At 57.0% G+C, this 20597-nt stretch carries 13 protein-coding genes and 8 pseudogenes; 11 read left to right on the top strand and 10 right to left on the bottom strand.

Features of this window, described 5'->3' with window-relative positions:
* Window positions 1–8: 8 nt before the first annotated feature.
* Window positions 9–1610: pseudogene (locus AC6I8M_RS01735) on the bottom strand (ABC transporter substrate-binding protein).
* Between the two features lie 21 nt (window positions 1611–1631).
* Window positions 1632–2831, bottom strand: coding sequence for a M20 family metallopeptidase (locus AC6I8M_RS01730; RefSeq protein ID WP_010615772.1), 1200 nt, complete (start codon window positions 2829–2831; stop codon window positions 1632–1634).
* A gap of 160 nt (window positions 2832–2991) precedes the next feature.
* On the opposite strand from AC6I8M_RS01730, the gene AC6I8M_RS01725 reads away from it, so the two are divergent.
* Window positions 2992–3762: a GntR family transcriptional regulator gene (locus tag AC6I8M_RS01725; protein ID WP_058948845.1), complete on the top strand. Its 771-nt coding sequence runs from the start codon at window positions 2992–2994 to the stop codon at window positions 3760–3762.
* 128 nt (window positions 3763–3890) lie between these two features.
* Entirely contained in the window at window positions 3891–4352 is a 462-nt protein-coding gene (locus AC6I8M_RS01720) for an OsmC family protein (RefSeq protein WP_010615770.1), read from the top strand.
* Here AC6I8M_RS01720 and AC6I8M_RS01715 read toward each other — a convergent pair whose 3' ends face one another.
* From AC6I8M_RS01715 to AC6I8M_RS01705, 3 genes and pseudogenes are all read right to left on the bottom strand, one after another.
* Window positions 4353–5429 carry a diguanylate cyclase gene (locus AC6I8M_RS01715; protein ID WP_498013644.1) on the bottom strand — a complete coding sequence of 359 codons (1077 nt, stop codon included), beginning with the start codon at window positions 5427–5429 and terminating at the stop codon, window positions 4353–4355.
* 173 nt (window positions 5430–5602) lie between these two features.
* Window positions 5603–7431 (bottom strand): annotated as a pseudogene (locus tag AC6I8M_RS01710) (methyl-accepting chemotaxis protein).
* 181 nt (window positions 7432–7612) lie between these two features.
* A pseudogene (locus tag AC6I8M_RS01705) lies at window positions 7613–8662 on the bottom strand (NAD(P)-dependent alcohol dehydrogenase).
* Between the two features lie 107 nt (window positions 8663–8769).
* On the opposite strand from AC6I8M_RS01705, the pseudogene AC6I8M_RS01700 reads away from it, so the two are divergent.
* Window positions 8770–9184, top strand: a pseudogene (locus AC6I8M_RS01700) (winged helix-turn-helix transcriptional regulator).
* A gap of 86 nt (window positions 9185–9270) precedes the next feature.
* Here AC6I8M_RS01700 and AC6I8M_RS01695 read toward each other — a convergent pair.
* Window positions 9271–10092: a Cof-type HAD-IIB family hydrolase gene (locus tag AC6I8M_RS01695; protein ID WP_010615766.1), complete on the bottom strand. Its 822-nt coding sequence runs from the start codon at window positions 10090–10092 to the stop codon at window positions 9271–9273.
* A gap of 165 nt (window positions 10093–10257) precedes the next feature.
* Window positions 10258–10791 carry a TetR/AcrR family transcriptional regulator gene (locus AC6I8M_RS01690; RefSeq protein WP_010615765.1) on the bottom strand — a complete coding sequence of 178 codons (534 nt, stop codon included), beginning with the start codon at window positions 10789–10791 and terminating at the stop codon, window positions 10258–10260.
* Between the two features lie 93 nt (window positions 10792–10884).
* Here AC6I8M_RS01690 and AC6I8M_RS01685 point away from each other — a divergent pair, with 93 nt between their 5' ends.
* Complete coding sequence (locus AC6I8M_RS01685) at window positions 10885–11538, top strand: O-methyltransferase (protein ID WP_010615764.1); 654 nt, start codon at window positions 10885–10887, stop codon at window positions 11536–11538.
* An 84-nt stretch (window positions 11539–11622) separates the two neighbouring features.
* Window positions 11623–11856 (top strand): hypothetical protein, encoded by a 234-nt coding sequence (locus tag AC6I8M_RS01680; RefSeq protein WP_010615763.1) that lies wholly within the window; start codon window positions 11623–11625, stop codon window positions 11854–11856.
* A 41-nt stretch (window positions 11857–11897) separates the two neighbouring features.
* Here the strand turns inward: AC6I8M_RS01680 and zigA are convergent.
* From zigA to AC6I8M_RS01665, 3 genes and pseudogenes are all read right to left on the bottom strand, one after another.
* Window positions 11898–13115, bottom strand: a pseudogene (zigA, locus tag AC6I8M_RS01675) (zinc metallochaperone GTPase ZigA).
* A gap of 158 nt (window positions 13116–13273) precedes the next feature.
* Entirely contained in the window at window positions 13274–14380 is a 1107-nt protein-coding gene (locus AC6I8M_RS01670) for an ABC transporter substrate-binding protein (RefSeq protein WP_010615762.1), read from the bottom strand.
* Window positions 14381–14530: 150 nt separating this feature from the next.
* Entirely contained in the window at window positions 14531–15283 is a 753-nt protein-coding gene (locus tag AC6I8M_RS01665; protein ID WP_010615761.1) for an IclR family transcriptional regulator, read from the bottom strand.
* Window positions 15284–15664: 381 nt separating this feature from the next.
* Between AC6I8M_RS01665 and AC6I8M_RS01660 the strand changes: the two genes are divergently transcribed.
* The 6 genes and pseudogenes from AC6I8M_RS01660 (at window position 15665) to AC6I8M_RS01635 (ending at window position 20538) form a co-directional block, all read left to right on the top strand.
* Entirely contained in the window at window positions 15665–16057 is a 393-nt protein-coding gene (locus AC6I8M_RS01660) for a RidA family protein (RefSeq protein ID WP_498013643.1), read from the top strand.
* Between the two features lie 193 nt (window positions 16058–16250).
* Window positions 16251–17087: pseudogene (locus AC6I8M_RS01655) on the top strand (ABC transporter substrate-binding protein).
* Window positions 17088–17140: 53 nt separating this feature from the next.
* Window positions 17141–17914 carry an amino acid ABC transporter permease gene (locus AC6I8M_RS01650; protein ID WP_498013642.1) on the top strand — a complete coding sequence of 258 codons (774 nt, stop codon included), beginning with the start codon at window positions 17141–17143 and terminating at the stop codon, window positions 17912–17914.
* A pseudogene (locus AC6I8M_RS01645) lies at window positions 17887–18521 on the top strand (amino acid ABC transporter permease). The gene AC6I8M_RS01650 and the pseudogene AC6I8M_RS01645 overlap by 28 nt, the downstream one beginning before the upstream one ends.
* Complete coding sequence (locus AC6I8M_RS01640) at window positions 18518–19255, top strand: amino acid ABC transporter ATP-binding protein (protein WP_498013641.1); 738 nt, start codon at window positions 18518–18520, stop codon at window positions 19253–19255. The pseudogene AC6I8M_RS01645 and the gene AC6I8M_RS01640 overlap by 4 nt, the downstream one beginning before the upstream one ends.
* Window positions 19256–19266: 11 nt before the next feature.
* Window positions 19267–20538: pseudogene (locus AC6I8M_RS01635) on the top strand (alanine racemase).
* Window positions 20539–20597: the final 59 nt, after the last annotated feature.

The following is a 20597-nucleotide window of genomic DNA, read 5'->3' as shown; positions in this document are numbered from 1 at the left end:
GTCGCTCCTTACAGGCTGCGCTTTGGCGCGTTAGCGGTCAGCCAGACATGATCGAGGCGGAAAACCGCACCACGCAGATGCAGATGATAGCCCGCCACGTGCTCACGACTCTGGCGGCCAGCAAATCAAAGAAGGTCGGGATTAACGAGGGCACCTCGTCATGCATCAGCTGCTGGGCTTTGCCGTACAGCTGGGTGCGCAGCGTTTCGCCATTGGTTTCACGCGCCGCCATCACCGCACCGTCGAAGGCCGCATTGTTCCAGCGCGTTTCGTTCCACGCCGCTGTTAAGGTATAGAGCAGAGAAAACACCGCATCTGGCGTCGGCTGCATATTGTAAAAGCCGACGTAGAAATTGCCCTTCTTCCACACCTGATCGAGATAGGTGCTGTGCGCCATGGTTTGCACATTGATACGGAAACCGCCCGGTTTCGCCATCTCCCGCAGGGCAATCCCCAGCTGGGTGCGGGTTGACGGCTTGTCTGAGGCGATGAGCGTTAAATCCAGACCGTTGGGATAACCGGCCTCCGCCAGCAGCGCTTTGGCTTTGCTGTAGTCCAGCGCTTTTTGCGTCAGCTGCGCGTAATACGGATAAGCGGCGTTGATCGGCGTGTCGTTACCCGGCGATCCCAGCCCGTCTGCGACAAAATCCACCTATGCCTGGCGATCCACGCATAATGCCAGCGCCTGGCGGACGCGCACATCATTAAACGGCTTTTGATCGCAGCTCATGTTGACGTTAAGAAACTGGCCGGACGCTACACGCAGCGGCAACACGCCCGCCGATTTGGCTAAGCGGGCAAACTCGCTCGACTGCGCACTCAGCATCAGATCGGTATCGCCGGCGATCAGCGCGGAGCTTTCAGCGATAGCGTCGGGATACACCACCACTTCCACGCCATCCAGATACGGCCGCGTGGCGTCGTAATAGTGCGGGTTGCGTTTCACCACGATTTTGCGTTCCGGATCGGAAGACACCAGCTGGAACGGTCCGGCCCCCAGCGAGGCGCTACTCAGCTTGTCGTACTGCCCCTGCGCGATATGCGCCGGGATGATTTTGGCATCCGGATAGGCCAGCATCACCGGCAGATCGGCATAAGGCGCCTCGGTCTCAATCAGGATGGTGTTGTTGTCTTTGGCGCTTACCGTTTTAATCGGGCCGATGTTGTGCAGCGCCGGTGAGGCGTTTTTCGGGTCCAGCAGCGCCTGCAGGCTGGCGACCACATCCGCTGCGGTGAGCGGCGAACCGTCGCTGAAGCGCAGATCGGGCCGCAGGGTGAAGGTCCACTGGGTTAAGTCGTCGCTCGGCTGCCAGGACTGCGCCAGATCGGCTTCCGCTTTCATCGCGTGCGTCAGGCGGGTTAAGCCGCTATACAGCAGCTCTGCCACCAGATATTCCGGATTAACCCGCACCTGATGGGGATTGAGCAAGCTGACCGCCTGGTCAACGCTGATGCGCAATACGCCACCTTATACGCGGCGTGCCGCCCGGGGTCGCGCTGGCAACGGCGGCAGCCGAGCCACTGAATGACCAAGGCAGCAGCGCCACTCCGGTCAGGGCGGTTGAACTGGCGATAAACTGTCTGCGGTTTAACCCTTTCATGGCGCACATCTTCTGTTCCTCGTTGGTTTATTAATTACCCTGGGTTGGCTGAAAATCATCGGCGAGATACGCCAGAATCGACTGCGAAAGTGCAATAACATCTGCCATCGTGGTGTATTCATCGGCGGCATGAATGCGGTTATCGGGACGGGCAAGTCCGCCCAGCAGAATTTCCTGAATGCCGGCCTGCTGTACCCAGCCCATATCCGAGCTGGTGGCGGATCCCCAGGCTTTGAATTCTGCTGGCGGGAAGCCGAAGCCCTGGCTGAGCGCCGCCTGCCAGCGCGGCCAGTGCGGACCGGTGGGATCGGCGACCGGCGCCAGATGGCCAATGAGTTGCAGCGTGACGTCACTGGCGGCGCTGTCCTGCATCGCCTTATCCACGCACTGCGTCAGCTCCTGCCACACCGCAGAAAATGGCTCTTCCGGCGCATAACGGCGATTAACCAGCAGCTCGAAGCGTTCCGGAATGGTGGAGCCTTTACTGCCACCGTGCGCGGCGGCCAGCGTCAGTAAGGCGGTGAGCGGTTGGCCCTGATAGTGCGGCGGCGCGGGCATAGCCGAAACCCGCTGTTCCACCTCGCCTTTCAGCTGATACAGCGCATTCATCAGCGGAAGCGCGGCCTCAATGGCGTTAATACCCTGCAGCGGATCGCCGGAGTGCGCCGAGCGGCCGCTGACGGTAATTTTGATATCGATACTGCCAAAACAGCCGGCCCAGATACGCGGCACCGCGCCGCCGTTGAAGCTGAGCAGGTGACCGTGGAATAACTGCTGCTCCGCCAGATAACGAATACCGGGATAGAGGTCGCCCTCTTCATCGGTACAGAGTAGAAACACCGGGTTATAGCGCAGGCTGAGCTGATAGCGCTGCGCGGCCCGCACCGCAGCCAGCGCGGCCACGATGGTGCCTTTCATGTCCGCGGCGCCGCGTCCAAACAGCTTGTTTTCCGCCACGCTGAGCGCCAGCGGCGGAAAGCGCCAGCCATCGCCGGCCGGAACCGTATCGGTGTGAAAGTAGAGGTTACAGTTTTCAGCCGCGCCGGCATCCAGCGCGGCGAGCAGATTCACCCGCTCGCCCTGCGCGCTGCCGTCCGGCGTCTGCCACAGCGCGTCGGGCACCGAAACGCGCTGCAGGCTAAAATGCAGCGGCTGCAGCATCGTGCTCAGCAGGTCGGCGAATTCTGCGTAACCCTGTCCGGGCGGGAAGCAGGTATCCACCGCCAGCATGCGTTGCAGATCGTCAAGAATCTGCGCCTGATCGTCGGCGATATGGGTCAGAGCGCGTTGTAGTGATGAATTTTCCTGCGTAAACTTTTCACTTATTTTATTTCTATATAGTTTATATATAATGCAAATGAACAGCTGGGGTCAATCGGTAATCGGAAACATGCAAAAAAACTATGACGCGCACGACGTTCCTCAATTCAGGCGCCTGAACGAAGGCGAAGGAGCTCCGCTGTACGAAGTAGTGAAGCGCCACATCAGTGAATCAATCCTGCAGGGCGAACTGCCGGCGGGCACCATTTTGCCAAGTGAAAACAGCCTAGCGGCGAAGTTCGGTGTCTCGGTCGGTACGGTGCGCAAAGCGCTGGCGGCGCTCACGACGGAAGGTATGCTGATGCGCCGGCGCAAAACCGGCACGGTGGTTACCGGCTGGGCGCCGCTGCATAACCTCAGCCATTTCTTTCACTATTTTCGTCTGCATGACAAATCGGGCGGTTTGCTGCAGTCGGAAACGCGACTGCTGGATTATCAGCACAGCCGCGCCAGCGCCGACGAGGCCGATAAGCTGCAGATCGCGGCGGGTAAAGCAGTGATTCGCCTGAAACGCCTGCGCCGGGTGAAGGGCATTGCGGCCATGCATGAAACGCTGGTGCTGCCCGCCGCGCGTCTGCCTGACTTTCCGCCGGCGGAACAGCTACCGCAGTTGCTGTATCGTTACCTGTTTGAGCATTACGATGTGCGTGTTGCGGCGGTACGCGAGCAAATCAGCGCCACACTGGCCACGGAAGAAGATGCCGCCCTGCTGGAACTCGCACTACCGCACGCGGTGATGGTGATCGATGAGGTCTCATTTGATCAAAGCGCCACGCCGGTGATTCTTGCGCATCACCGTTTCAGCACTGAACATTTCATGTATGTCAATGAGATACGCTGATTACGTTAACATTTTACTGTAAGGTGTTTCAGATGGCATCTACGCGCATCTGATTAATTAGAACGAAAACGCAGCGAACGTTGTGAATAACAGCTGCTGAGGTGACCTCACTAAACAGGACATTTCCCATGGCAGCACGGCAGCACCATTACCAGATTCACCTTCGCTGGAGCGGCAATCGCGGCGACGGCACAGCTTCTTATACTGCTTACGATCGTGACGGCGAATTACAGGCACCCGGTAAACCGCCCATTTTGCTGAGTGCCAATCCGGCATTTCGTGGGGATAAAACGCGCTGGAATCCTGAGGAATTGCTGCTGGCGTCTGCGGCGGCCTGCCATAAGCTGTGGTATTTACACCTGTGCGCCGATGCCGGCATTGTGGTGGAGGAGTATGAAGATGCTGCCGAAGGGAACATGGTCGAGGGGGCGCGTGGACGCTTTACCGATATCACGCTCAAGCCGCGCATCAAACTGCGCGACCCAGCGGATGCCGATCGCGCGCGGGCATTGCATCATCAGGCACACGAAGCCTGCTTCATCGCCAATTCGCTGAATTTTCCGGTAAACTGCGATCCTGAATTTTTCTGATTATGATGCGCGGGCCAGCGGCGTTTGCCACAGCTGCACGCCGTTGCGCCCGGCGCGCTTCACTTCATACAGCGCTTCATCAGCATGGCTCAGCCAGTCGCTTAACGATTCGGCGCTGACCGCAGGCGCAATACCGATACTGACCGAGCAGCGAAACTCTGCCGAGGCCGGTAAGCGCAGCTGGGAAATCTTCTCTTTTAGCCTTTCGGCCAGTTCCACCACCGATTCATCGCTGGCCTGATGCACGATGACGCCCAGCTCATCGCCGCCAAAGCGCGCCGGAATGTCCTGCAGCCCGACATAGTTGCGCAGCAGCGCCGAGATCTCGGCCAGCAGAAAATCGCCCGCCTCATGGCCCCAGCTATCATTGACCACTTTGAAGTGATCGACATCCAGCAACAGCAGATAGCCGCTGCTATCGCCGCGCCGCGTGCTGAGAAACTCACTCTCCAGTCGCCGCGCAAACAGGCGCCGGTTAGGTATTTTCAGGCCGGGATCCATCAGCGCAATGCGCTCCAGTTCACGGTTGCGGGTGCGTAAATGCCAGGTTAGATTGTAGGAAGCCACGCTGAGTACCAGCATGTAACAGGTGGCCAGCGGCAGCGTCAGCCAGACGGTTTGCGTGCTGAACGCAAGATGTACGCTGGTGCCATCCAGCAGCCACACCATAATAAACCCGCACAAAAATGCCTGTATGGCGGCAATCAGCTGCGCGCCGCCGCCGGCGGCATAGCGATCCGATGCCAGCACCGCCATGATGACAAAAGAGGGCATCGGGCTTAGCGCCATCAGCGCCACCCAAATTCCGCCAAAGGCGGCATCCAGCGTCAGATTCTGGCGTTCGGTACCGGTTGAGTCTTCGGCACGAAGCGCACGCTGATACGCCAGCCATGGCCAGAAGAAGGCGTTAACAAACAGCAGCGCGCTGAATGCCAGTCCGCGCTGCATTTCCAGCAACACCGAGAGAATCGGAAAGAAACAGAGGATCGTGCCGAGCTGACGCATGATGAACATACGACGGACGAAGCGTTTTGACCGTCGCTTCAAATGGTTTTCATCAGGCGAGTAGTAATTCATTCACGGGAAAATTCAGGTCGACAAAAATGGCAGTGTATCGGGAAAAATTCGCCCTGCGGCGACTTTTTTTAAGAATTTTCGCCTTGCACATTGGCGGTCACGTAAATAACAGCGCTTTGCCGCTATCAGCAGCAGCGGCCAGCGGGTGAAGTTCGCTGCCGCTGCGCGTGTTTTTAGCTTACAGCCCCTTGCAAGCAGAACTGGCTGACCAGCCGCTGCAGCATGAATGCCTGCTCTTCCAGCGCATGTGCTGAATGGGATGACGCGCTGACCAGCGACGCATTTTGCTGGGTGGTGCCGTCCAGCTCACCTACCGCGCGCGCGATTTGCTCGATGCCGCGGCTCTGCTCATCAGAAGCAGCCGAGATCTCCGCAATGATTTCATTCACGCGTGCGATGCTACTGACAATCTGCTCCATAGTTTCACCCGCCCGCGCCACCTGCTGATGCCCGTTGCTGATACGCCCCACCGATTCGTCAATCAGTCGTTCAATATCTTTCGCGGCTCCGGCACTGCGCTGTGCCAGATTACGCACTTCGCTGGCGACCACGGCAAAGCCTCGCCCCTGCTCGCCGGCGCGGGCGGCGTCAACCGCCGCGTTGAGTGCCAGGATGTTGGTCTGGAAGGCGATGCTGTTGATCACCGCAGTAATCTCGGCAATTTTCTTAAAACTATCAGAAATCTCGCCCATGGTGCTGACGACATTGTGCACCGCGATACCGCACTGACTGGCGTTATGCGTCGCTTCCGCAGCGATCTGGCTGGCGAGACGCGCATTGCTGGCATTATTTTTCACCGTGGCGGTCAGCTGCTCCATGCTGGTGGCGGTTTCCACCACCGCAGCCGATTGCTGGGCGGTGCGCGACGACAACTCCAGGTTGCCCTGATGTATCGTGCTGGCAGCCTGCGACACATTGCTAACGCTGTGCAGCACCTCGCCAATCATGCCGCGCATTCATGCGTCCCATGGCAGAGGTGAGCTGGCCCAGCTCGTCCTGGCGATTGGTGACAAATTGCGAACTGAGGTCGCCGCTAGCAATACGTTCCGCCAGCGCGAGGTTGTGGAACACCGGGCGCGTAATCTGCCGGATGATGAACCAGGCCACCAGCACGCCCAGCAATATCGCCAAGTTGCCAATCAGCAGCGATAGCGCCGCTGACCCGTTAGCCAGTTCATCGTTACGCGCCTTAACAAGAGCGATGATCTGTTTAATTGCCGCGCTGCTGTTATCGCCCGCCACTTTGACGGTGTTTTCCGCGACGCGCAGCTGGCCGTAAATCGATGCCGCCTGTAAGCTCAGATCTTTAAAACGTTCGGTATCCTGCCATAGCGCGTTAAATCCGCCCTGCTGCTTCCGCCGGCAGCTGGGTCAGTAACGCGTTCATGTCCTGCCCGGCGCGCTGAAAATCATGTTCCAGTTTATTGCGCAGTGCCTCGCTGACGTTGAAGCGCAGCGCCCAGGCCTCTTCGCGCACATTACTGATGGCAAACAGCAGCTGATAAATCTGGTTCGTGAGTTCGGGTGTGCTGACGGGTATCCGGATTAGCCCGGTATAGCGCGACGTCATGTCCTGCTGGCTCAGCGCATCCAGCTGGCTGCGCAGATCGTTGAACTGTCGGGTTGCCTGTGTCATGGCGGTGATGCTGTGCTGAAAACGGGCAAGATGGGTAGCGACATCGTTGAGCAAACCTTTGGCGTCCGCCGTCCACGGCAGCTGCTGGGCCTGCTGCGTTAGCTGTTGAGCGTGTAAGACGTAATCGCTCATGGTGCCGCCCGCCTTGTCCTCGCCGTACAGGTATTTAAGACGATTGATTTTGGCCTGAAAGACTTCAATGTTGATGTCATAAATCAGATTAGTTTTCTGATAGATGTCGTGAATCTGATTGAAACGTTGCACGCTGAGCGCCGTGGCCAGCGCCAGCAGCAGCAGGAGGATGCCGAAGCCCGCCGCCAGCTTGCGCGTAATGCGTACATTCCGTAATCGGGAGACCAGTCCCATGTCTCGCTCCTGTCATTGTTGTTTTTGTTGAGTCTGCAGAAGGGGTTATCGGACCGTAACGGGAATTGTTTACTGTTGCGGGGAGAAAATGTGCTGTGTCATAAAATCGGTACTGCCAGAGTAGCCTATTCATAGAAAAGCCGGCGATTTCAGGCTAAAATCGCCGGCCATCGCTGGGCAATTACCAGCGAGTCGCCAGCATATCAATGAAGAAACGGTACTTCACCTCGCCCTTCAGCATACGCGCGAAGGCCGTTTCGATCTCTTCACCGGCAATCAACTCGATATCTGCGGTAATGTTGTGCTCGCCGCAAAAATCCAGCATCTCCTGGGTCTCTTTGATGCTACCGATGGATGAACCGCTGATGCTCAGACGGCGAAACACCAGCGGCGTGACGTTCGGCGACTGATGCGGTTGGTCAGGAATGCCGACCAGCACGAGACGGCCAGTGGTCTTCAGCGTCGCGAGGTAAGGAGCAAGATCGTGCGGTGCCACCACGCAGTCAATGATGAAATCAAGCGAGGTCTGGCATGCCGCCATCTGCGCGGCATCACGCGACACCACCACGCGCGTAGCACCAAGACGACGTGCGTCAGCGCCTTTTTCCGGCGAGGTAGTAAACAGGGTAACCTTAGCGCCCAGCGCGCTGGCCAGTTTTACTGCCATGTGGCCCAAACCACCAAGACCCACCACCCCGACGTTATCGCCAGCTTTGACGCCGAAATGGCGCAGCGGTGACCACACCGTCACGCCCGCACACAGCAGCGGTGCCACGCCCGCCAGTGCCAGATTTTGCGGGATCGACACGACAAAATGCTGATCGACCACCACATTCTGCGCGTAGCCGCCCCAGGTACTGTCGCCGGTGTATTTATCGATGCCGTTGTAAGTAGCGGTGAAGCCCGCTTCGCAGTACTGCTCTTCCTGCTACTGGCAGAAGTGGCAGGCACGGCAGGAATCCACCATCACGCCCACACCGACCACATCACCGGCTTTGAAGCGCGTAACCTGAGTTCCGGTCTCCAGCACGCGTCCAACGATCTCGTGGCCCGGCACCAGCGGATAACGACTGACCGCCCACTCATTGCGCGCCATGTGCAAATCGGAGTGGCATACACCTCAGTAAAGAATTTCAATTTTTACGTCCTGCTGCTGCAGCGGACGCAATGTAATCTGGCCGGCAGCGAGCGGTTGCGCTGCATCCTGCGCCACCAGTGCGTTAATTTTCATGATGCCTTCCTTAAGTCTGATGTGGGCTGAATGAAGGCGGCAGACTATAATCAACGCGGTGCAGAATTGATAGTAGTCACCATTTGGTCACCATAAAGGAGAGTGCGATGCCAGCCTGGGTTGATGGCAAACTGTTTTTCTATGCGGATTCGCCACCGCGCCGTCTGATTGAAGTGGAGCACGATGGTGCTGCACGCGTTGTATCACTGGCCGGGACAGCGCGCCCGTACCGGTGAACTGCAGCGTAACCTGCAGGGGATTTCGAAAAAAATGCTGTTTCAGACACTGAAAGAGCTGGAGCAGCGCGGCTTAATTGCGCGTCAGGTTTACGAAGTCATTCCACCGAAAGTGGATTACCGGCTGACCGCGCTGGAAATGACCTTAGCCCGGCCGATTGAGCAAATGTATCAGTGGAGATTAGAAAACCAAGCGGCACTGGATGAGATGGAAGCTAATCTTCGCGCGGCAAGCGGCACGCCAGCGGAAAACGCCCGCCCTGCAGCGTCATCAGCCAGCGAATAAACACGCGCGGTTTGCACACTGTTCGTCGCGGCGCGATTTATCCCACACTAAATGGCGCCGCGGTTCGAGGATCGATCCGGTGCCCGTTAACCAAACGGCGTTTCGCGTGCCAGCAGGCGGGCGATGACGTTGAGAGCGCCTTCGTCGTTATTACTTTCCGTACGATAACGCGCGACGGCTGCCACCGGTGCAGCGGCGTTGGCCATGGCAAAGCTGTAACAGGCCTGGCGCAGCATTTCGATGTCGTTGGCGCTGTCGCCAATCGCTAATACTTCACAATCGTCAATGCCCCACATCTCCTGTAACAGCGCAATGCCGTGCGCCTTATGGCAGCCGGGAATGATCAAATCGACAAAGCCAAATCCGCTGGAGACCGGATGCATGATGTTTTCAATCGCGTTCAGTTCGCTGTGCAGACGCGCCAGCAGCGCCTCGACACCTTCGTGTGCCAGATTCAGCGAAAACTTGAAAATGGTATCGTCAATATCGTACAGGCTGTCGCGTTTCTCCAACCGGCGATAGTGATTGGCCAGCATGGCGACCACCTCATCCGGCATTGAATTGTGCACATAAGCCCCGTTGCGACCGCACACCACGGTGCTGAGCTCCGGCTCTTTGGCGAGGATATCCAGCACCTGATGAACACGTTCCGGCGCCAGTTCGCCGCAGAAAATTTCTTCGTTGCTGTCGGACACCCAGGCACCGTTTTCAGCCACGAACGCGATCTCATCTTTGATAGAGGGAAAATAGTGCTGCAACTGATAATACTGATTGCCGCTGGCGACCACGAAACGGATGCCTTTCTCCTTCAGCAGCGCGTACTGGCGCGCAAAACGCTGTGCGTTGTACTGCTTATTGTCATCGAGAAATGTCCCATCCATATCCACCGCAATCATTTTTACTGCCATCATGCTCTCCCGTCTCTGTGTGCCGTCAATCCATCCGGCTTTACCAAGGTTTTATCAAGCTTACTCGCGGTGTGGATTAATGAGAATGTGAATAATGAGTTTGTTAACCGCTTTCAGAGATTTCCAGCCCATTTTTTACTGCAATTTGGCCCCTTTTTCTCTGATCTAGGCACAAAACATGTCTGCCATATCACGTGCGTAAGCCTGAATTTCTGCTGCGCTGCGCGGCGATTCGGAAAAATGCTTGCCGACGTTACCCAGCGTACTGTTGATTAAATCCGCCGCCCGCGCCACCTGCACTTCCGGCGCATCCCGGTAAAGCGGCGCGGCATCATTCAGTGCGGTGCGCATCGCCGCCTCCTCACACTCTGAGTGCAGGAACGCCCAGGTCAGCTGATGCAAGCGCTGACGCGGCGTGGATTCGCTGTCGCGCAGAATCGAACCCAGCAGATCGCCGGTTCGCTGCCACTCTTCGCTCTGCAGACGGAAAAGGATAGCGGCCTTGTTGGGAAAATACTGGTACAGCGATCCAATACTGACGCCCGCCCGTTCGGCCACGCGGGCAGTGGTAAAGCGCGTGGCACCTTCCTGCTCCAAAACCTGAGTCACCGCCTGCAAAATGGCTGCCACCAGCTCACTGGATCGCGCCTGCTGCGGCTTTTTTCTTTCAGAAATCTTAGCGTTACGTTGTGCGGCCATGGTCTGCTCCTGAACGCGAATAGTGAAATGCGAGTAATTCATCGTATTCTGTTACTACCGCAAAATCCACTCTCTGATGCAGGAACCCCGATGATGAACACCCTGACTTCCGCGCCGCTGGCACCACTGCTTAACTATCTGTTTGAGCTGGCCGATAACATGGTGCATCCCACCAATGAAGCGTTTCGCGTAATGTCCGATGAGGAGCAAACGCGTCTGCTGCAGAGCAAAACTGATTACCGCGAACTCTACGGTCATTTAAAAGATGTGCCGCTGGCGGTCTCGCGGGAAACCGGCAAACTGCTGTACATGCTGGCGCGCAGCAGCCGGGCGCAGCATATCGTTGAGTTTGGTACCTCGTTTGGTCTTTCCACCCTGCACCTGGCTGCGGCGGTGCGCGATAACGGCGGCGGCCGCATCATCACCAGCGAGTTTGATCCGGGCAAAGTGGCGCTGGCGTGCAATCATTTTGCCGATGCTGGCGTCAGTGATCTGATTGAAATTCGCGTGGGCGATGCGCTGGACACGCTGAGTCAGGACCTGCCAGCCAGCATTGATATGCTGGTGCTGGATGGCGCGAAGGCGATCTATCCGGAGATTTTGCAGCTGGTGCAGCCCTGGTTGCGTCCGGGTGCCCTGATTGTGGCCGATGATGCCGATTTCAGCCCGGAGTATCTGGAAATGGTCCACGGCAGCCGCCTCTATACATCGCTGCCGTTTGCTGATGGCGTCGAAGTTTCAATGTGACTGGGATCGCAACATAAAGGCGCTTAACAGCGCCACATTTATGTTATATCGTTACAATCCCGTGCTCTGATTGAGATTGCTGCGATGAAGGTTACCGTTCCACTGTTAGTGATTGCTTTTGCTTCGGCGAAAGCGGGAGCATTTCAGGCGAAAATCGATCCGTTAAAGCTGGCGCTGAAACCCGCTAACGCGCTCGCCAGCACCGATCAGGCGCAACCGCTGGCGATTGCCGAAGCGCATGCGCGCCTGCCGGCGGCGGTGAGCGGCTGTCAGTGCCCGTTCTGCACCCAGATGCGGCTGGTGAATACCCGGTTATGATTATGGGTTCGTCGCCGCACAGCCCGCTGCGCGGCGACGGATTAGTCAAACCATGGCTGGAACGGATCCGGCAACTGTGCCCAGCTGTCTGGCCCCAGCGCCATCTTCTCTTCGGTCAGTAAGGCATGGTGCAGCTGCTGACGCAGCGCGGTCTCATCCATGTCGATACCGATGATCACCATCTCCTACCGCGCATCCCCCGTGCCTTCATGCCAGTTTTCGCGGATGTAATGCAGCGTGTCTGCGTCCTGCGGCCAGCGATCTTCAGGCACGCACGCCCACCACATCCCGGCCAGCCCCTGCCGCGTGACGCCGCCGGCCTGCGACCAAGATCCGGCGTGACGCGGGCGGGTTGCCAGCCAGAAATACCCTTTCGAACGCACCACACCCTGCATGTGCTGCGTAATCACCTGATAAAAACGCTGCGGATGGAAGGGACGACGCGCGCGGAAAACAAAGCTGCGGATGCCGTACTCTTCAGTTTCAGGCGTGTGCTCGCCGCGCAACTCTTTTAGCCAGCCGGGGGCCTGTGCCGCAGCATCGAAGTCAAACAGGCCGGTATTCAGCACCTGATCAAGCGCCACCTGACCAAACTGCGCGCAAATAATCCGCGCACGGGGATTGAGCGAGTGCAGAATCGCGGTTAGCCGTGCCTGCTCCGCCGCATCAATCAGGTCAGTTTTGTTAAGAATCAGCACATCGCAGAATTCAATCTGATCGATCAGCAAATCGACCACCGTGCGCTCATCCTCCTCGCCGAGCGATTCGCCGCGCGAGCGTACGCTTTCGCTGGAATCATAGTCACGCAGGAAATTGTAGCCATCCACCACTGTCACCATGGTATCCAGCGCCGCCACGGCGGACAGGCTTTGCCCTTCTTCATCGGCAAACGTAAAGGTTTCCGCCACCGGCAGCGGCTCAGAGATGCCGGTAGATTCAATCACCAGATGATCAAAACGCCCCTCTTTTGCCAGCCGGTTGACCTCTAGCAGCAAATCTTCGCGTAGCGTGCAGCAGATGCAGCCGTTGCTCATTTCCACCAGCTTCTCGTCGGTACGTGACAACGCCGCGCCGCCTTCGCGCACCAGCGCGGCATCAATATTCACTTCCGACATATCGTTAACGATCACCGCCACGCGGCGGCCTTCGCGGTTGTTGAGAATATGGTTAAGCAAGGTGGTTTTTCCGGCGCCAAGAAAGCCAGAGAGTACGGTGACCGGCAGCCGCCTAAAGCCGCCGTTTGAGGATAAAGCTGACATAATCACTCCTGAATAATGACATCACGCGCACCTGAAGGGGTGCTGATGTTAATATGCTATAACATAACAATATGCAGTGTCATGATCGTAGTGGACTTTTCGTGTGGTTTTTGTTTTGGGAAGGATGAGAACAGCGGGCCGGGCGCCCGCTGGGGCAATTACTGGTTGTCCGGATAGCTCAGTTCGATGGCATCGTCCGGCAGTTGAGTGAAGGTTTTCACGAGGGTATGGAAATCCGCCACCGGTTTGAGATCGGCAAACTGCTGCGGATAGAGATCCTTCGCGAGGATTTCCATGCCGATAATGTTGTACGGATGATTGTAGAAGTGATGATACACCCCATACACGCGCCCCTGCTTCACCGGCGCGATTTGTGCCAGCCCGGTGCGCTGCAATAACGTCTGGAACGTGGCACGCACTTCCTGCGGCTGCACGCCGTAACCAAACGGCAGCACGTTGCTGTTTGGCCGCTTTGAACCGGTCATGATGTAAACGTCCGGTTTCATCGCGATGATTTTTTCCAGCGCGACAAAGCCGGCATTCCCTGGCAGCAGTGCCGAACCAATATTTTTGCCGCCGACCGCTTCTACCAGACCACCCCAGCCATTATGGCTGTGGGTAAAGCAGCAGTTATCGCTGTTACCGGCAATGGGTTCGATAAATACCGTGGGTTTGTTTTTGACCTTCGCAACGGCTTGCGTGATGCGGTCGAAGCGCTGCTGGTAAAAATCGGTGTAGGCTTTGGCTTCGCTTTCGCGGTTCAGCACTTTGCCCAGCAGCGTGACGCTCGGGGCGGTATTTTGTGCCGGATGCAGTTCATAATCGACGAACAGCACCGGGATATGCAGGTTGTTCAGCGTGCTTAACACACCGGATTGTTCCAGCGCCGGCTTAGCGCGCAGCTGCGCAATCATCAGATCCGGTTTCTGCGCCAGCACGCTTTCCAGATTAACCTGGCCCTGATCGCTAAAGCCCATATCGACAATTTTTGTCGCTTCAGGCCAGCGGCGCTTCAGCATATCCCAGGTTTGCGTATCCTGCTTTTTCGGCAGGTTGTTCCAGGTCACGACGCGTTTAAACGGATTGTCGCGATCGAGCAGCGCCAGAGTCAACACATCGCGGCCATCCTGCAGAATGATGTGCTGCGGTTCTTTGCTGATTGTTTGTGTGTGACCATCCATGTCGGTGACGGTGAGCGGATAGTCAGTCGCGCAGGCTGCGGTTGAGACCAGAATCCCCATTGCCAGTAACAGGCGCGTTTTCATGCCAAAACTCCGTGGTAAAAGAAATAGTTATTATTATCAATTACCTTAACACAACCTTAATCACGGCAAAATAAACCCAACGGTACGCGATTGTAAGCGAATAATACGGCGCCGGGAGCCCGCCGCATTACGCTGTAGCGAAGCAACGATTCAGGTGAAATCAGACAATTTCTGCCCTGACGCGATCAGTTCCTGCAGCAGCATCTGTCGGCGTTCCGCAGGGGTATCACGGCTGACCATAAAGCAGATCGCTGCGACCGCCTGGCCGCTGCGCGAGCGAATCGGTGCAGCCATACAGCAGGTAAAGCTTTCGGACAGACCTTCGGTCATGCAATAGCCCAGCTGCCCGGCACGGTGAATCTCTTCGAGGAAGGTCTGCTTATCGAGAATCTGGCCGCTGGCCAGCCGATAATCCTCCTCCGGAATCAGGTCGAGAATGGCGCTGTCCGACCAGTTACTCAGCAGCAAACGACCGGTCGCCGTCCAGGTGATCGGCACGCGTACGCCGATATCAGAGGTGATCTTAAACGGATGGGCGTTGCTCTCCGACAGTACCACGGTGTATTTGTTACCTTCCAGCATACACAGCTGAACGGTTTCGCCATGACGCGCCACGATCTCAACCATAAGCTGATGTGCACGACGGATCAGATCGTTGTGGGCCATGTAATCCGCACCGTAATAGTGCATTTCACGACCGAAAAACACGGCACCTTCCGCATCAAGCTCAACCAGACCCGCTTCACTCAGCAAACTGACCAGCTCATAAATACTGGAGCGCGGTGCACCGGTCGCTTCGATTAAATCCCGCATCGCCATAGGCTGACGCGCGATATGCAGCTGGCGAAAAATATCAATAACCCGGTCAACACCGCGTGCCCGGGACGTTTTTTCATCCGGCATACGCTCACTCCCCTGTCGTTATGGTGCTACTCATCTGCGTTTAAAAAGAGCTGCATGATACACCCGGCAAACGAAATTACCCATCCCCGCAATAATAAAAATCTTTCAGGCGACTTTATTTATCATGCGCTATTTTCGCGCCCCATTGTGGCGCATAAAAAGGATGAGCTTCGCTGTTAAATTCGATAGCGGTCACATTTCCATTCAAAACACTCAAGCATTGGATTTTATTTTGCGATCGCACCAGCACGGCCAAAAATTAATTGCCGATTGCCATATTGCAAAAAAGCAACAGCTGTGCAAATCTCGCCACGTCCAGTATTGCAGATATAAGTCTGACATATCAGACAGAAACAGTAGTGTGCAAAGGAGCAGAAAGACATGACGATCAAACGTTATGGCATTGAGGGCGGTACCGGTACCGGCGGGCAAAAATTGCCGTTCACCCGCGCCGTTGAGGCCGATGGCTGGCTGTATATCTCAAGCCAGACGCCGATGCGCGACGGCGAAGTGGTAGAGGGCAGCATCATCGAACAGACACAATTAGCGTTCGACAACTGTCTCACCATCATGCGCGAAGCGGGTTATCGCGTGGAGGATGTGGTCCATGTGACGGCGGTGTTGACCGACGCGCGTTATTTCAGTTCTTTCAACAAAGTATTCAGTGAGATATTCAGTGGTCATCCACCGGCGCGTATTTGTAGCGTGCAGGATTCAATGGTCGACTGCAAAGTCGAAGTGGACATGAAATGTTTCCGCGCCGACCGTAAATAATTAATACCGTTCAACCAAGCTGCGACGTTCATTTTCTTCGCCAACACCAGGCCAGCCTGATATTAATCAATGCATTTGCTTTTTCAATAAAATAACCCGAAATACGCGGTGCGGCCGCTGCGCTGGCGATCGTCTATTAAACGGGTGATGCGGAATAACGCCGTCTCGTCAAACATTTAAAGAGAGCATAAAGATGAATGCAACATCGCTGAAATTAAGTGCCAAAACCGTGGCCGGTGCGCTGGTCTTGCTGGCAATAGCAGGCTGTACGCCCACCGAAGAGAAAAAAGAGGCCGGCGCAGCGCCACAGTCGGCGCTGCAAACCGTGCTGCAGCGCGGCACATTGCGCGTCGGTGACTGCTTGGGCTTCGCACCGTTCGGTTTTTATGACAAAGACGGCAACCCGGATGGTTACGACGTTGACCTAGCGAAAGCGCTGGCCAAAGAGATGGGCGTGAAGCTGGAAATGGTGAACACCACCAGCGCTAACCGCATCCCTAACCTGCAAACCAACAAAGTCGATGTAGTGTTTTGTAACTTTACCCGCAATCTGGAACGCGCCAAAGAGATTGGCTTCACCAATCCGTACGTAGTGGCCAGTGAGGCAATGCTGGTACGCAAAAACAGCGGCATTCAGTCTGCGCATGACATGGCCGGCAAAACCATTGTCACGGTGAAAGGCTCGACCAATGGCGACGAAGTGCGCAATCTCGGCATCGACGTGAAAATTCAGGAGTACGACTAATCCCAGGCCGCGATTCTGGCCGTCAAACAGGGCTAGGCCGATGCGATGATCGAGGATAACAACTTCCTCGCTTACCAGGCGAAGCTCGATCCATCACTGGCCGTGACCAACGAAGCGCTGGTACCGCTGGAGTACAACGCCTTTGGGGTGAAACAGGGCGACCAGGTATGGACCAATTACCTCAACAAATTCCTGTTTGAAATCAACGCATCCGGTGAGAACGCCCAGCGGTATGAGAAATGGTTCGGCAGCAAACCGCGTTATCCGCTGAATCCGCAATACTGATTGTCCGCCCACGGCGCAGTCGCACAGGCTGCGCCGCCTGAAGGAGTCATACCATGAGTTATCAATGGCTAACCCTGTGGCGTTACGCCGACACCTTTCTGGAGGCCGCGTGGCTCACGCTGCAGGTTACCCTGCTGGCGTTCGCGCTGGCGGTGGCGCTCGGTCTGCTGGCCGCGCTGGCGAAATCTTCACCGCTGGCGCCGCTGCGCTGGATCAGCCACTGTTATGTTGAATTCATCCGCAATACGCCGGTGCTGCTGCAAATTTTTATCATCTTTTTTGGCCTGCCGTCGCTCGGTATCACCATGAGCGCCTTTACCGCCGGGGTGCTGGCACTGGGGATTAACGTTGGTGCCTATTTGTCGGAAACCTTCCGCGCCGGTATTCAGTCCGTGGCGAAGGGCCAGCTGGAAGCGGCGTATATTCTGGGCATTCCGCGCCACCAGATTTTCCTCAGCGTGGTGCTGCCCCAGGCTGCTCGCGCCGTCTGGCCGGCGATCATCAATAACCTAATTCAGCTGCTGCTCGGTACGTCGCTGCTCTCGGCGATCGCACTGCCGGAGCTGACCGGCACCGCCACGGTGATTAACGCGCGCACCCTGCTTTATATCCAGACCTTCAGCGTCGTTGCCCTGGTGTATCTGGTGCTGAGCAACCTGTTTTCATGGCTTGGCACCGTGGCCGGACGCAGGCTGTTCCACCCGCCGCTAGTGACGCCGGTAAAAAAGTCCGGCTGGCGGTGGGCAAAAAAATGGCTGATTAATCCAGTGAAACGGGAGAATGCGCTACGAGCGAACTCATCATCAGCTCGCTGCCAATCCTGCTGAAAGGGCTGTGGTCATCACGTTACTGCTGTCCATCGCCGCTATCGCCGGCAGCACACTGCTCGGTTTACTGGCCGCGGTGCTTCGCACCAGCCGTCTGCCGATCGCCAGAGAAATTGCCGTGCTTTACACCTAGCTGTTTCGCGGCACGCCGGTGCTGATCACCCTGATGTTCATTTACTTCGGCGTGGCCTATTTTGGTTATGAAATCAATTTGTTCGCCGCTGGCATTCTGGGCCTGAGCATTTATCAGGGCGCTTACATTGCTGAAGTGTTCCGGGCCGGCATTGAAGCCGTGCCGAAAGGGCAGTGGGAAGTGTCGTGGATCCTGGGATTATCAAAACGCCAGACGTTTCTCAGCGTAGTGCTGCCACAAACGCGCGGCATCGTGCTGCCGCCGCTGGTGGGCCAGTATCTTTCGCTGATCAAAGATACGTCGATTGTCAGCATGATCGGCATGTCGGAGCTGATGCACCAGGGGCAGGCGATTGTCGATCGCATCGGCCAGCCGGTGGTGGTTTACGGCCTGGTCGCCCTGCTCTACTTCGCTGTCTGCTTTCCGCTTTCCCGTTGGGTTCAACATCATCAAACCAGGAGCCAGTTATCATGAGCAAATCCGCCATTACGCTGAGCCGTATTACCAAATCCTTTGGCGCAACCCAGGTACTGAAAGAGATCAGCCTGGACGTGTCGCCGGGCGAAGTGCTGGTGCTGATTGGCGCCTCCGGCTCGGGAAAAAGTACCGCGCTGCGCATTATGAGTGGTCTGGAAACCGCCGACGGCGGCGAAATCTGGGTCAATGAAGTACCGCTGCACGACCGTAAACGCAGCAGTGAAATTTGCGGCCACGTCGGCATGTTGTTTCAGCAGTTCAACCTGTTCCCGCATAAAACCGCACTCGGCAACGTGACGCTGGCGCTGATCAAAGCGCAGAAGCTGTTCGAAGCGGAAGCGAACAAACGCGGCATGGCGGCGCTGACGCGCGTTGGCCTGGCTGAGCGCGCGCATCACTATCCGGCTCAGCTGTCCGGCGGGCAGCAACAGCGTGTGGCGATTGCCCGCGCGCTGGCCGTCGAGCCGAAAATCATGTTCTTCGATGAAGCCACCTCCGCGCTCGATCCCGAACTGGTTGGTGAAGTGATGGAAGTGATGCGCAGTCTGGCACGAGAAGGCATGACCATGGTGGTGGTGACGCATGAGATGGGCTTTGCGCGTAAAACGGCCGATTGCGTGGTGTTTATGGACCAGGGGGTGATCGCCGAACAGGGTTCGCCGGAGCAGATTTTTGTTAATCCGCAGAATCCGCGTACCCAGCAGTTTTTGTCGCGCGTGCTTGAACACTAACAGGAGGCAGGATGTCGATTCACTTCCCTTTGCAGGCCGACGGCGCGCTGGATGCGCTGCAACCCGCACTGCGTTTTAAATCGGTGGCCGGAACGGGCAATCAGCCGCTGGCTAACGGCACGCCGGTGTTTAATAGTCCTGAAGTTTTTTCACCGCTGATGCTGATGAAACAATCGGCGCTGGAGAATAACCTGCGGCAACTGGCGGCGTTCTGCCAGGAGAACGGCGTGATGCTGGCTGCACACTGCAAAACCTCGATGTCGCCGGCGATTCTGCGCCGTGCCGTCAGTGAAGGCGGCGCATGGGGCCTGAGCGCAGCGACGCCGGCCCAGGTGTGCGCGCTGCGCCAGTTTGGCATCCGCAACGTGTTTCTCGCCAATGAATTGGTGGATCCCGCCGGGATTCGCTGGATTGACCAGTGGCAACAGCAGCATCCCGATCACGGCTTTCTCTGTTATGTGGATTCGCTGCAGGGCGTAAAACTGCTTGAGCAGCATCTCGGCGGCGCGCAGATTGCCGTGCTGCTGGAGATGTCGGTCAGCGGCGGCCGCACCGGCTGTCGCTCGCCGCAGGCCGCGCTGGAAATCGCCTAGGCAATCCATGACAGCCGCTCACTGCAGCTGGTGGGGGTGGCCGGTTATGAAGGCGCACTGGGGGCCGGTCGCGATGCCGCAGGCGTGCAGCGCGTGAAGGATTACTGCGAGATGATGATCGCGACCGCCGCGCTGCTGGCTGAACACCAGCTGTTTGCCAGCGAGGCGATTATTCTCAGCGCCGGTGGTGGCGCGTGGTTCGATGTGATCTCGGCCTGTTTCAGCGCGGCACAGTTGCCGCTGCCGGTCACGCCGCTGATTCGATCCGGTGCGTACATGGCACACGACAGCGGCTTGTATGCACGCATTGACCCCTTTGCGCAGCCGGGTGCAACGCACCATTTCAGCGCCGCACTGGAGATTTGGGGGCGGGTATTGTCGCGTCCGGAGCCGGGGCTGGCCTTTGTCGATTTTGGCCGGCGCGATGTGCCGTTCGATCAGGATCTGCCCAATCCGCTGTGGATTCGTCAGGCGGACGGCAGCGCACCGCGCGCGGCCACGCATTTGCGCATCACTGACGTCAACGATCAGCACGCTTATTTGCAGTTACCGGCGGACGATCCGCTGCAACCGGGCGACTGGATTGGCTGCGGCATTTCCCATCCCTGTACCCCATTTGATAAGTGGCGCTATTTACCGTTAGTGGATGATGAATATTACGTCACCGATTCACTGGAAACAGCGTTCTGACGCTTTTTCAGCCACAAAAAAGGCTGCCAATACTGGAAGCCAGTTCTGGCACATCCCTG

The sequence above is a fragment of the Type-A symbiont of Plautia stali genome (assembly GCF_059731155.1).
The sequence above is the reverse complement of the archived record's forward strand: the minus strand, read 5'-3'. Positions and strand labels throughout refer to the sequence as shown.